Below are 11,952 nucleotides of genomic sequence, written 5' to 3' on the forward strand. Positions count from 1 at the left end.
CGACGGCAAAACCAGCGGGAAGGGAACATCGCGTGGAGGCTCAACCGGTCGGTCAATGGCTCGACGAGCTGGCATCGAAGGCCTCGACGCCCGGTGGCGGCGCGGGTGCCGCGATGAACGCCGCGGTCGGTGCCGCCCTGGTCTCCATGGTGTGCAACCTGACCATCGGCAAGCCGAAGTACGCCGAGCACGAGGCCACCATGACCGAGGCACTGGCCAAGGCCGAAGACCTCCGTGCGCGCGCTCTCGGCCTCGCCGCCGACGACGCCGCCGCGTTCGACGCCGTGGTCGCCGCGTACAAGCTCCCCAAGGCCACCGACGAGGAGAAGCAGGCGCGCACCGCCGCGATCCAGGCCGCGCTGGTCGGCGCCGCCGAGGTCCCACTGCGCACGGCCGCCCTCGCCGCCGAGGTCGTCGACGTCGCCGCCTCGATCCTCGAAGGCGCCAACACCAACGTCATCTCCGACATCGCGGTCGCGGCTTCGTCCGCCAAATCCGCGCTCGAATCCGGTGTGGTCAACGTCGAGGTCAACCTCGCGTCCATGGCGGACGAGCAGCTCCGCAAGGAGACCGAGGCCCGCCTCACCGAGTACACCCCCGCCGCCGGGCGCGCCGACGCCCTGATCGCCCAGGTTCGCGAAAGGCTCGCCCGATGACCCTGATCGACGGGCGCGCGATCGCCGCCGCCATCACCGCCGAGGTCACCGAGACCGCCGCCAAGCTTCGCGAATCGGGCACCGCTCCGACGCTCGCCGTGCTCGTGCCGACCGATGACGACGCCACCGCCTGGTACGTCCGCTCGATCGAGCGCGCCGCGAAGAAGGTCGGCGTCGACTGCCGCGTGGTCCAGCTCGAAAAGCCGACCGGCGAGGATGTGACCCGCGAACTCGACAAGCTGTCCGCGGACCCGTCGGTCCACGGCATCATCTGCCAGACCCCGCTGCCCGAAGGCGTCACACTCGACGACGTCGGCGCGCACATCGACCCCCGCAAGGACGTCGACGGCGCCAACCCGGTCAGCCTCGGCCGTCTCACCGCGGGCCTCCCGACCTACGCGCCCGCGACTGCCGCCGCGGTGCTGGAAATCCTGAAGCGCGAGCAGGTCGCCCTGTCGGGTGCCCAGGTCACCGTCGTGGGCCGCTCGACCATCGTCGGCAAGCCCGCCGCGCTGCTGCTGCTCGGCGAGCACGCGACGGTCACCGTCTGCCACTCCCGCACCAAGGATCTCGCGGCGGTCACCAGGACCGCGGACGTCCTGGTCGTCGCCGTCGGCCGGGCGCACTTCATCGGCGCCGACCACGTCAAGCCCGGTGCCGTGGTGATCGACGTCGGCACGAACCCGACTCCCGAAGGCGGGCTCGTCGGCGACGTCGACCAGGCCGCGGTCGAGGAGATCGCGGGGTCGATCACGCCGGTCCCTGGTGGCGTCGGCCCGGTCACGACGTCGTTGCTGCTGCGGCACACCGTCACCGCCGCGCGGTCCTGATCCACGACGAGAGGCGGCGAGTCCACTGTGGACTCGCCGCTTTTTCCTTTGCCAGGGCGAGCTCGACGTGTTGCGAAAGCCACTTTCGCAACCTTCAGTGTTGCGAAAGTGGCTTTCGCAACGTCCGTGGAGCCGGGAGACGTCCTGCGAAGGGTGGCGCGCCGGAGGCCGCGGAAATGCTGTCGCGAAAGGTACTTTCGCGGCACGCTTCCCCAACCGAACCGAGAGACGCCCCGCCCCAGTCCGTGAAGGCCTCCTTGAGGGACCCAGAGTCGCTCAAGGAGGCCTTCACGGACAGAACGCCACAGAAGGCTCAGGTGGCGCGGTCCGTCAGCGCGTCCCGGATCTTGTCGATGAACGCCGTTCCCGGCGCCAGGATCCGGTTCGCCGGCGGCCGGTCCGGGGCGGCGGGATGCGGCCGCGTCGGGGCGATCTCCTTGGCCCGCAACACTTTCTCGCCCAGCTCCCGCAGGTCTTCCGGCGAGCAGGCCGCCTGCAGTTTCGGCAGCAGGTCGCTTTCCTCCTCTTCGATGTGGTGCCGGACGTCCTCGATCAGCTTGGCGACCAGTTCGTCGAAGCGCTTGTCCGACGGTTCCAGGCCGATGAGCTCGCTCATCACGCGTTCGGCTTCGGCGTGCTCCTCGATCTCGTGGTCGGCGACCTCGTCGCCGTCCGGAAGGTGCTTCCGCGCGGCGGGGTACATGTGCTGCTCTTCGGCGATCGAATGCCGCACGAGTTCGGCGATCACGTGGTCCGCGAGGTCCTTGCGATGCCGATCACCGCCCTTGCCGGACTCGAGTTCCTTGAAGATCCGTTCGAAGGCGCGGTGGTCCTCGGTGATCACCGAGACGAGGTCTTGGTGCGTGGTGGTGGTCATGGACACTCCTGTCCGTCGTCGTCAGTCCGACGCCGCACGGATACCCGTTCCCCGCGGTTCAATCACCCGGATTCGTCGGTGGCGTGATGCGGCGCGCCCACGGGTTTGGATTCCGGGGAGCCGCGCTGGCGCAGGTACACGCTGAACACCGCCATCGAGCCGATTGCGAGGAATTCCGACTGCCAGTTCTGCAGGCTGCGGTTCCAGAAGTCCGACGACATCAGATAACCGAACCACGACTCCGGATCACCGAATTCGGTGAGCTGCTCGGCGTTGTAGGCGCTCATCCCGGCCACGGACTGCGCCAGCCAGGACAGCAGGAAAAGCCCGAGCATCACCAATCCGAGTGACATCGAGAAGATTCCCGTGCGCCAGCCGCCCGCCCGCGCCCAGTTCGGCGAATCGGCCGTCGAATGCGGGCCGATCTGCTGCTCCTCGTCCGTTTCCAGGCCGACCCGGTCGGCCGGTTTCGATTCGGGGGAGCCGCGTTGCAGCAGCCATACGGTCGCGAACACGTACAGGAAGAACTGGAGGTACTCGGATTGCCAGTTTTCGGCGACGTCCACGGCGAAGTCCGCGGACGTCAGATAGTCGAGCAGGCCGATCGGTTCGGCCGCGTGGCTGAGCCGTTTGTCGTTGTAATCGGCGAGCCCCGCGAACGCCTGTCCCGCGAGGCTCAGCAGGAACAGCAGCCCGAACGCCAGCGAGAGGGCGTTGTCCCGGAGAAAGCGCCGCATCATCCGCCTCCTTCACCGGTGGAGCAGGCCGAGTAGGACGCAATAGCCGAGGACGGCCACGACGAAGACGAGGTAGACGGTGAACACCGGGCGCGTTTTCACGGTCCACCCACCGCGCAGTCGTAGACCTGTTCGTTCCGGTGGCGGCAGCCCGCGCCCGTGATCACCCAGCCGGCGGACGATTCGTGCAGGAAGAGCGTCTCACGGGCGGTCTTCACCTGGGCTTCTTCGCTCCAGATCGAGACCGTTTCGGGCGTTCCTTCCGGGACGTCGGCGCCCGCGAGGCCGCGTTCGCAGCTCTCCGGCGCCCAGGATTCCCGTGCTCGTGGCGCCAGCAGGGCACAAGCCGAGCGATGATCACCCGACGCGAGCGCGCCGAGGAATCGCCCGGCGGCTTCTTTCACCGGTTCCTGCCCGCTCGCTCCGGCGCAGCCGGCGAGCAGCAGGCAAACACCGAACGCCAGCGTTTTGACGATCACGAGAGCGTGGTACCCGTTCCCACTCTCGTTCACACCTCAGGGCGCGGGGTACTGCTTCTCCCGCAGCAGATTCGCCAAGTGGACGGCGTTGCGCGCGAGGGTCGCGTTGGTCGAGGCGACCGCTTCGGGCGTTTCGTCGAGATCGTTGTAGTCACCGCCTTTCATCGCCTCGCCGTTCCAATAGGTCCCGCCCTGGGCGGGCACGGTGAAACCGACGTCGTCGAGGGCCTGGAACAGGTCGGCGGTGATCTTGTGCGCCCCGTCCTCGTTGCCGACGACGGCGGTGACGCCGACCTTGCCGTACATCGCGGGCCTGCCCTCGTCGTCCGTTTCGGACAGTTCGGCGTCGAGGCGTTCCAGGACGCGCTGCGCCACACTGGACATGTGGCCGACCCAGGTCGGTGTCGAGATCAGCAGGATGTCGGCCGCGGCGATCTTCCGGCGAAGCTCCGGCCAGGCGTCGCCGTCGCCCATGTCACCTTCCACGCCGGGTTTGACGTCGTGGTCGACCACCCGCACGAGTTCACCGGTGGCTCCGTGCCGGGCCAGCTCGTCGAGCAGCTGCTGGGCGATCAGCGCGCTGCTCGACGGTGCGGGGGACGGTTTGAGCGAGCACACCAGTGCGAGGGCCTTCAACGGCTGGGTCATCCTGTCCTCCTGTTCGGATCGGTACCGAGCCCCGTATGGGTGAAGCCCGCCTCGCCGATGGTCGCCGGGTCCAGGAGATTCCTGGCGTCGACGACGACGGCCCGTTCGGTGGCGGCGGCGAGCCGTTCCCAGTCGAGCTCGCGGAACTCGGGCCACTCGGTGAGCACGACCAGCGCCGCCGCGTCCTTCGCGACCAGGTACGGGTCGTCGACGACCTGGACGATGTCCGGTTCGACGGCCTCGACGCCGGGGTCGTACGCGGTGAGCACCGCGCCGCTCCTAGCGAGCTCCCGCGCGACCGCGAGCGCGGGGGACTCGCGCAGATCCCCGGTCCCCGCCTTGAACGCCAGTCCGAGCAACCCGATACGGATGCCCGAGAGCGAGCCGTCCGAAACACCGGTGATCGCGAGCCGGATCTTCCGCACGACGGCCGCCCGCTGCCGCGCGTTGGCTTTCATGGCGTCCCGCAGGATGCCGAAGTCGACGCCGGCGTGCTCGGCGGTCCGCAGCAGCGCGGCGGTGTCCTTGGGCAGGCACGAGCCACCCCAGCCGGGGCCGGGCACGAGGAAGGCGGGGCCGATCCGGGAATCGAGCCCCATGAGCCGCCCGACGTCACGGATGTCGGCGCCGTAGTGCTCGCAGAGTTCGGCGAGGACGTTCACATAGGACACTTTCAGCGCCAGGAACGCGTTGCTGGCGTACTTCGCGAGCTCGGCGCTGGCCGGATCGGTGAACCGAACCGGCGCGCCGGTCTCGCCGTACAACGCGGCCACCCGTTCGGCGGGCGCCCGGTTCTCCGGCGCCGAGCCGAGGACGATCCGGTCGGGTCGCAGGAAGTCCTCGACGGCGTGCCCCTCGCGGAGGAACTCGGGATTGCTCACCACCGGCAGATCCGGCCCGAGCCGCTCCGCCAGCCGGCTCCCGGTGCCGACCGGGACGGTGGACTTGGTGACGACGACACAGCCGGGCCGCAGCAGGCCGGGGAGCGTGGCCACCACCTCGTCCAGCACCTGGACGTCGGCGGCGCCGTCCTTGCCTTCCGGAGTGGGCAGGCAGAGCAGTACGAAGTCCACATCGGACAGCTCCCGCGGCTCGGTGGTGAACCGGAGCCGTCCACAGCCGAGGCCGTCCCGGACGAGTTCCGTGAGCCCCGGCTCGACGATCGTGACCTCGCCGCGCCGGAGCGCGTCCACTTTGGACTCATCGTTGTCGGCGCAGACCACCTGATGCCCCAGCTGCGTGAAGCACGCCGCGCTCGTGAGCCCGACATAGCCGGCGCCGATCACCCCCACCCGCTCACTCACGGGAAGCGCTCGTCGCCAGCAGGTCTTCGGCCGCGGCGAGCACGCGCTCTTCGCGTAACAGCAGCAGCCCCGGATCCGGGGCTTCGCCGTGCGGATCGCCGACGTCGCCCACCCAGAGGACCGTATGCCGCCGGGCCTCGGGAGGCGGGCCCCAGAGCCGCGGCGGGGTCGGCCCGAACAGCAGGACCGACGGCGTCCCGTACGCGGTGGCGAGATGCCCGGCGCCGGTGTCACCGCAGATCACCAGCCGGGCTTCGGCCACCGTCGCGGCCAGTTCGGCGAGACCGCCTCCGGCGAGCACCGCCTCGCCGGGAAGACCGGCCGCCTCGGCGACCTCGCGGACGAGCGGCGTTTCCCGCGCGCTGCCCGTGACGACCACCCGGTGACTGCCGGAGAGAGCCCGCGCCACCCGCGCGTACCGGTCCGGTGGCCAGCGCCGGGCGGCGGACGCTGCGCCGGGATGGATCACCACCGCGCCCGCCGCCGGGCTGGGACCGGGAGGCGGCGGCAACGCGAGATCGGTGCGGTCGGCCGGGATGCGGGCGGCCTCGAGCAGGCGGCACCAGCGGTCGACTTCGTGCGTCTCGGCGGCCCACTCCGGGCCGTCGACACCGGGGAAGTCCGGATGCCGGTGCGTGATCAGCTCCAGGGGATCCTGGGCGAGCAGGTCGTGGATGCTCTCCGGGCCGCGTCCGTGCAGGTTGACCGCGAGCCGCGGCGGCTCACCGGGCCAGGACAGCTCACCGAGCCCGGCCGTCGGGAGCAACTCGTCCACGGCGTCGATCAGTTCGACGATGTCGCGCAGGTTCTCGGGCGCGGCGAGCACCAGGCGCTCGCCGTCGAAGGCGCGGCGCAGTGCCCGCAGCGCGGGAACCGCGGTGAGCAGATCACCCAGACCGAGGGCACGCAGCGCGAGGATTCCACCGGTCACGGCCAGGACCCCTCTTCCGAAGCGCACACCACGAGTTCGCGGACCTCGCAGCCGGGCGGCTGGGAGAGGGCGAACACCACCGAAGCCGCGACGTGCTCGGGCTGGTTGAGTTTCGCGTCCGGCGGCGGCTTGTACTGCTCGGCCCGGTCGTCGAAGAACGCCGTGTGCATGCCACCGGGGACGAGCAGCGTCACCCCGACCCGGCCGGCCAGTTCCATGGCGAGTGCCCTGGTGAAGCCGACGACGCCGAATTTCGAGGCGCAGTAGGCGCTCGCGTCGCCGGCCACCCGCAGTCCGAGCGTCGACGCGCAGGTCACCACCGTGCCGTGGCTCAGCCGCAGATGGGGTAGCGCCGCGCGGACGACCGCCGCCGTGCCGAGCAGGTTGACCCGGACCACGCGTTCCCAGTCCTCTGTGGACACTTCGTCGAGCGCGCCGCACGCGTCGGTCCCCGCCGCGGTGAAGACGCCGTCGATCCCGCCCGCCCGTTCGGCGAGCTCGTCCACGGCGCGCGCGGCCGCGGCGGAATCGGCCAGGTCGGCCTGGACGAACGCGAAGTCGCCCGCCGGCTCGGCGCGGTCGACGACGAGAGGTGTACCGCCCGCATCGCGGACGGCTTCGACGGTCGCGGCACCGAGTCCGGAGGCGCCGCCGGTGATCAGGACGTTGCCGAGAGGGCGCATCATGCTCCTTCCGCCGCGGCCACCAGCCGGGTGGTGGAATAGCCGCGGATGGTCGGGATCAGGACGATCTCGCCGCCGTGCCGGCGCACGACGGCGCTTTCGGGGAGTTCCGTGTCCGCGTAGTCGCCGCCCTTGACCCAGACGTCCGGGCGGAGGCGGTCCAGCACAGCGGCGGGATCGGGTTCGTCGAACACGACGACGGCGTCGACCGAAGCGAGCTCGGTGAGCAGCCTGGCGCGGTCCCGGGCGGTCACGATCGGCCGTCCCGGACCCTTCAGGCCGCGCACGGAGGAGTCGGAATTGAGGCAGACGACGAGGGCGTCGCCCAAGGCGCGCGCCTGCCGGAGCAGGCTGGCGTGACCGGGGTGCAGCAGGTCGAAACAGCCACCGGTGGCGACGAGCCTGCCGCCTCGTGCGCGGACCCGTGCGGCCACGTCGAACGCCGAAGCACCGTGGTGCGCGGTCTCCGGGCGAGGTTCGTTGTCCACAGTGGACAACGTGGCGGCGCCACCCGTGGCGACGAACCGCGCCGCCGTCTCGACCCCGGTGGCCACCGCGTCGGCGGTGGACGCCCCGTCGAGCAGCGCGGCGGTGACCGCGGACGCGAAGCGGTCACCCGCGCCGCAAGTGTCCTTGGCGGCGATGCCCGACGGAGGCCGGAACGTCGTGCACGAACCGCCCTCGGTCAGCACCGCGCCCTGTGAGCCGGTGGTCACGCAGACCGCTTCGGCCTTCCAGAGCGAGTACACCTGCTTCGTCAGGTCCTCGGCGTCGGCGCGGGTCTCGGTGAGCTGCTCGGCTTCGGCGAGATTCGGGGTGGCGAGCCGGATCCCCGGCACGGGCTCCGATCCGCGGGGATGCGGATCCCAGACGACCGGGATCGTGCCCGCCAGTTCGGCGAGCAGCTTGCGGACCTCCGGATGGCCGGTGACGCCGCGGCCGTAGTCGGCGACGAGGATCGCCCCGGCCGAACGCAGTGCTGCACGGACGCCGGCGGTGAGCGGCGAGTACTCCGCCCTCCCGTCACCGCTGTCGAGGCGGACGAGCGACTGCCCGGCGGCGCGGACGCGGGTTTTGGTGACGGTGGTGCCGCACAACGGCATCGGCACCACCCGGACCTCGCGCTCCAGGAGCCCGGACAGGGTCCGGCCCGCCTGGTCGCCACCCAGCGGGGCGACGAGAACGACCTCGGCGGTCGACCGCGCCGCGAGCAGCGCGGCCAGCCCGGCGCCGCCCGGCCGCCGCCATTCGCGGGAGAGGTCGACCACGGGGACCGGCGCGTCCGGGCAGAGCCGGTCCGACGTGCCGTCGACGTCGACATCCAGCAGGGCGTCGCCCAGGACGACCAGCGGCCTCACGTGGGCACCCCGAGCGCGTCGTCGAACGCGGTGCACAGGGCGTGCACCAGCGCGAGATGGACCTCCTGCACGGTGGCCATCGACGGAGCCTCCACCGGGATCGCGTCGGAGCACAGCGCGGCGAGCGGGTTGGGAGAGGGGCCGGTGATCGCCCAGGTGGTGATGCCGAGTTCGTGCGCGGCCTTGGCTGCCGCGACGACGTTCTGGCTTCCCCCGCTGGTCGACAGGCAGACGAGGATGTCGCCCGGGCGGCCGTGCGCGCGCACCTGCCGGGCGAAGACCTCGTGCTCGCCGTAGTCGTTGACGATGGCCGTCACGGCGGAGGTGTCCGCGTGCAGGGCGATCGCCGAGAACGGCTGCCGGTCGTTGCGGAACCGGCCCACCAGTTCGCCGGTGAGGTGCTGCGCTTCCGCGGCGCTCCCGCCGTTGCCGCACGCGAGCAGCCGGCCGCCCGAGGACAGCACGGTGGCCAGCCGGTCACCCCAGTCACGGATCTTCGGCGACCAGGAAGCGGACTTCCCGGCGGCCTCGCTCAACGCTGCGAAGTGTTCTTCGATCACGACACACCTCCAGGGTCAGGGACGGCGGACCACGAAAGGTCCGAGGGCGAGCAGGTCGATGGGGGCCGAACCGAAGCACTCCAGCGCGTCCCGCGGGGAATCGACCATCGGCCTGCCCGCGGTGTTGAGGCTGGTGTTGACCACGGCTGGGACGCCGGTACGCCGTTCGAACGCGCCGAGCATCCGCGCCACGAGGGGCTCTTCGCCCGCGTCGACGGTCTGGACCCGGGCGGTGCCGTCGACATGGGTGACGGCGGGAATGCGATCCCTCCATCGTGGAGCGACGTCGTGCACGAAAAGCATGTACGGACTGGGAAGCGGGCCGCGGGAGAAGATCTCGCCCGCGCGTTCGGCGAGCACCATGGGGGCCACCGGACGGAACTGTTCGCGGCCCTTCACGTCGTTCAGCCGCTCCAGATTGGCCTCGTGGCCGGGATGCGCGAGCAGCGAACGGTGGCCGAGCGCGCGCGGGCCGAATTCGGACCGGCCCTGGAACCAGGCCACGATCCGATTTTCCGCCAGCGCTTCAGCCACGGCCTCGGCGACGTCGTCCGGCCGTTCGTAGCGCACGTTCGCGGTCTTGAGCGCGTTCTCCAGCTGGTCGTCCGTCCAGCCGCGGCCCAGGTCCGCGCCGGTCATCGGGCGACCGCGTTCGCCGAAGTCGGCCGCGAGCTGCAGCGCCGCGCCGAGTGCGGTGCCGGCGTCACCGGCGGCGGGCTGGACCCAGATCCGGTCGAACGGGCCCTCGGCGTGGAGCCGGGTGTTGGCCACGCAGTTGAGCGCGATCCCGCCCGCCATCGCGAGGTCGGTGTGCCCGGTGTGGTCGTGGATCTCGGCCGCGAGTTCGAGCAGCACGTCCTCCAGGCAGCGCTGCACGCTCGCGGTCAGGTCGGCGTGGACCTGACCGGGTTCCCGCCCCGGCTCGACGGCGGGCGCGAACGAGGCCCAGTCGATCTCGCCGGTGCGGAAACCCATCCCGTTGGTGTGCACGCTTTCCGCGATCCGGTCGAGGAACCGGGGCTTCCCGTAGGAGGCCAGCGCCATCACCTTGTACTCGTCGCTGGAGCGGGCGAAGCCGAGGTGCTCGGTCAGGTCCTCGTACATCAGCCCGAGCGAATGGGGGAGCCGTTGCTCGGCGATCTCCCCGAACTTGCCGTCGCGGTACTCGCCCGCGAGAAAGGACGTGCTCTCGCCGCGGCCGTCGGCCACCAGTACCGCGCAGTCGTCGAACGGCGCGGCGAGCGCGGCCGAGGCGGCGTGCGCGACGTGGTGCCGGACGAACCGCACGGTCGCGGGATCCAGCCCCGGCAGGGCCGCCTTGAGGAACGCGGGGGCCCGGCGGGCGAAGTCGGTGCGGAGACATTCGTTCTTACCGTCGTGCCCCGCCAGACCCGGCTCGACGAGCGCCGGATCGTACGAATAGCCGACGGCGTCGAGATCCTCTGCGGAGATCCCCGCCTCCGCCAAGCACCACGCGGCGGCTTCGGCCGGCTGTTCCCAAGCGGAGAACGGCACCGGCCGCTTGCCGTGCTTGCGACGGCTGAACCGTTCCTCCTCCGCCGCGGCCACGATCTCGCCGTCGACCACGAGGGCCGCGGCCGGGTCGTGGAAAACGGCGTTGACACCGAGTATGCGCACCGGGCCACCTCTCCGGTCGGGGAACGCGGGCCGTGACCCGCGCTTACCTCCGTAGCGCTACCCGGTGCGGTCGGCGATAAACGACGCGGCGCGAAAGCCCAGGACGTCGCTACCGAGCGAAGCGTCTCTCGGGAGATTCGGGGGCCGGGCTCCGATCCGTCATTCGCGTGCGCAGGCACGGAACTCACGTGATTGAAGCCGTAACTCGCGTGATCAGAGCCGATCCGGCTTCAAGCACGCGTGTTCCGGCTCCAATCACGTGAGTTACGGGTTCAGGCTCCCGGACCGCGGCCGCGCGAACCAGGCGACCGTGCGCGGAAGCCCTTCCGTCAGCGGGATTTCCGGCTCCCAGCCGAGTTCCCGGCGGGCACGGGAGATGTCCGGGCAGCGGCGGGCCGGATCGTCGACCGCCGCTTCGACGTGCTCGACCCGCGACGCGCTGCCGGTGACCGCCAGGACCTCCTCGGCGATCCGCAGTACGGTGAGTTCGTGCGGATTGCCCAGATTCACCGGGCCCGGCACGTCGGAACCCGCCAGCGCGATCAGGCCGCGGACCGTGTCGTCGACGTAGCACAGGGAACGGGTCTGGTCGCCCGTGCCGGTGACGGTGAGCGGTTCGCCCGCCAGCGCCTGGCCGATGAACGTCGGGATCATGCGGCCGTCGTCGGGGCGCATCCGCGGGCCGTAGGTGTTGAAGATCCGCGCTATGCCGGTGTTCACGTCCCGTTCCCGGCGCATGGCCGAAGTGAGCGCTTCGGCGTACCGCTTGGCTTCGTCGTAGACACTGCGCGGTCCGACCGGGTTCACGTGCCCCCAGTATTCCTCGCGCTGCGGGTGCTCCCGCGGGTCGCCGTAGACCTCGCTCGTCGAAGCGAGGACGAATCGGGCGCCGTCGCGTTCGGCGATGTCCAGCGCCCGCTCGGTCCCGTGCGAACCCGCGCGCAGCGTTTCGAGCGGAAGACGGAAGTAGTCACGGGGCGAGGCGGCGGACGCCAGATGGAAGACGGCGTCGAACGGACCCGGCGCGCTCATCGGGCCGGTGACGTCACGGGAGAGGAGCCGGAACCCCGGACGGTCGAGGAGATGTGCCACATTGGCCATGACGGCCGTGGCGAAATTGTCGGCCGCGACGACCTCCGTTCCCGCGTCCAGCAAGCGTTCGCACAGATGCGAGCCGACGAAACCCGCGCCCCCGGTCACCAGCACTCTGTCCATGGCGACTGGCTACCCGCGGCGAGGGCCGGAAAAACC

General features: G+C 70.9%; 13 protein-coding genes. 2 read left to right on the top strand and 11 right to left on the bottom strand.

The window, feature by feature from the left end:
* The first annotated feature begins 32 nt into the window (after positions 1 to 32).
* The gene (locus ACZ3HL_RS28900; protein WP_465534751.1) at positions 33 to 656 is read left to right on the top strand and encodes a cyclodeaminase/cyclohydrolase family protein; all 624 of its coding nucleotides are present in this window, start codon (positions 33 to 35) and stop codon (positions 654 to 656) included.
* Positions 653 to 1,486: a bifunctional 5,10-methylenetetrahydrofolate dehydrogenase/5,10-methenyltetrahydrofolate cyclohydrolase gene (locus tag ACZ3HL_RS28905; RefSeq protein ID WP_465534752.1), complete on the top strand. Its 834-nt coding sequence runs from the start codon at positions 653 to 655 to the stop codon at positions 1,484 to 1,486. Before ACZ3HL_RS28900 ends, ACZ3HL_RS28905 begins: the two co-directional genes overlap by 4 nt.
* A gap of 313 nt (positions 1,487 to 1,799) precedes the next feature.
* Here ACZ3HL_RS28905 and ACZ3HL_RS28910 read toward each other — a convergent pair whose 3' ends face one another.
* The 11 genes from ACZ3HL_RS28910 to ACZ3HL_RS28960 form a co-directional block, all read right to left on the bottom strand.
* Positions 1,800 to 2,363 carry a hemerythrin domain-containing protein gene (locus ACZ3HL_RS28910; RefSeq protein WP_465534753.1) on the bottom strand — a complete coding sequence of 188 codons (564 nt, stop codon included), beginning with the start codon at positions 2,361 to 2,363 and terminating at the stop codon, positions 1,800 to 1,802.
* Between the two features lie 62 nt (positions 2,364 to 2,425).
* On the bottom strand, positions 2,426 to 3,103 hold the full coding sequence (locus ACZ3HL_RS28915) for a DUF6766 family protein (RefSeq protein ID WP_465534754.1): 678 nt from the start codon (positions 3,101 to 3,103) through the stop codon (positions 2,426 to 2,428).
* Between the two features lie 95 nt (positions 3,104 to 3,198).
* The gene (locus ACZ3HL_RS28920; RefSeq protein WP_465534755.1) at positions 3,199 to 3,579 is read right to left on the bottom strand and encodes a hypothetical protein; all 381 of its coding nucleotides are present in this window, start codon (positions 3,577 to 3,579) and stop codon (positions 3,199 to 3,201) included.
* Positions 3,580 to 3,615: 36 nt separating this feature from the next.
* Entirely contained in the window at positions 3,616 to 4,227 is a 612-nt protein-coding gene (locus ACZ3HL_RS28925) for a flavodoxin family protein (protein ID WP_465534756.1), read from the bottom strand.
* Positions 4,224 to 5,531 (bottom strand): UDP-glucose dehydrogenase family protein, encoded by a 1,308-nt coding sequence (locus tag ACZ3HL_RS28930; protein ID WP_465534757.1) that lies wholly within the window; start codon positions 5,529 to 5,531, stop codon positions 4,224 to 4,226. The genes ACZ3HL_RS28925 and ACZ3HL_RS28930 overlap by 4 nt, the downstream gene beginning before the upstream one ends.
* The gene (locus tag ACZ3HL_RS28935) at positions 5,524 to 6,462 is read right to left on the bottom strand and encodes a glycosyltransferase family 9 protein (protein ID WP_465534758.1); all 939 of its coding nucleotides are present in this window, start codon (positions 6,460 to 6,462) and stop codon (positions 5,524 to 5,526) included. Before ACZ3HL_RS28935 ends, ACZ3HL_RS28930 begins: the two co-directional genes overlap by 8 nt.
* On the bottom strand, positions 6,459 to 7,145 hold the full coding sequence (locus ACZ3HL_RS28940; RefSeq protein WP_465534908.1) for an SDR family oxidoreductase: 687 nt from the start codon (positions 7,143 to 7,145) through the stop codon (positions 6,459 to 6,461). The genes ACZ3HL_RS28935 and ACZ3HL_RS28940 overlap by 4 nt, the downstream gene beginning before the upstream one ends.
* Positions 7,145 to 8,503 carry a PfkB family carbohydrate kinase gene (locus ACZ3HL_RS28945; RefSeq protein WP_465534759.1) on the bottom strand — a complete coding sequence of 453 codons (1,359 nt, stop codon included), beginning with the start codon at positions 8,501 to 8,503 and terminating at the stop codon, positions 7,145 to 7,147. Before ACZ3HL_RS28945 ends, ACZ3HL_RS28940 begins: the two co-directional genes overlap by 1 nt.
* Complete coding sequence (locus ACZ3HL_RS28950; RefSeq protein ID WP_465534760.1) at positions 8,500 to 9,063, bottom strand: D-sedoheptulose-7-phosphate isomerase; 564 nt, start codon at positions 9,061 to 9,063, stop codon at positions 8,500 to 8,502. Before ACZ3HL_RS28950 ends, ACZ3HL_RS28945 begins: the two co-directional genes overlap by 4 nt.
* Positions 9,064 to 9,078: 15 nt before the next feature.
* Positions 9,079 to 10,701, bottom strand: coding sequence for a carbamoyltransferase family protein (locus ACZ3HL_RS28955; RefSeq protein ID WP_465534761.1), 1,623 nt, complete (start codon positions 10,699 to 10,701; stop codon positions 9,079 to 9,081).
* Positions 10,702 to 10,965: 264 nt separating this feature from the next.
* Entirely contained in the window at positions 10,966 to 11,916 is a 951-nt protein-coding gene (locus ACZ3HL_RS28960; protein WP_465534762.1) for an NAD-dependent epimerase/dehydratase family protein, read from the bottom strand.
* Positions 11,917 to 11,952 lie beyond the last annotated feature (36 nt).

Source organism: Amycolatopsis sp. NPDC000009 (assembly GCF_055563465.1).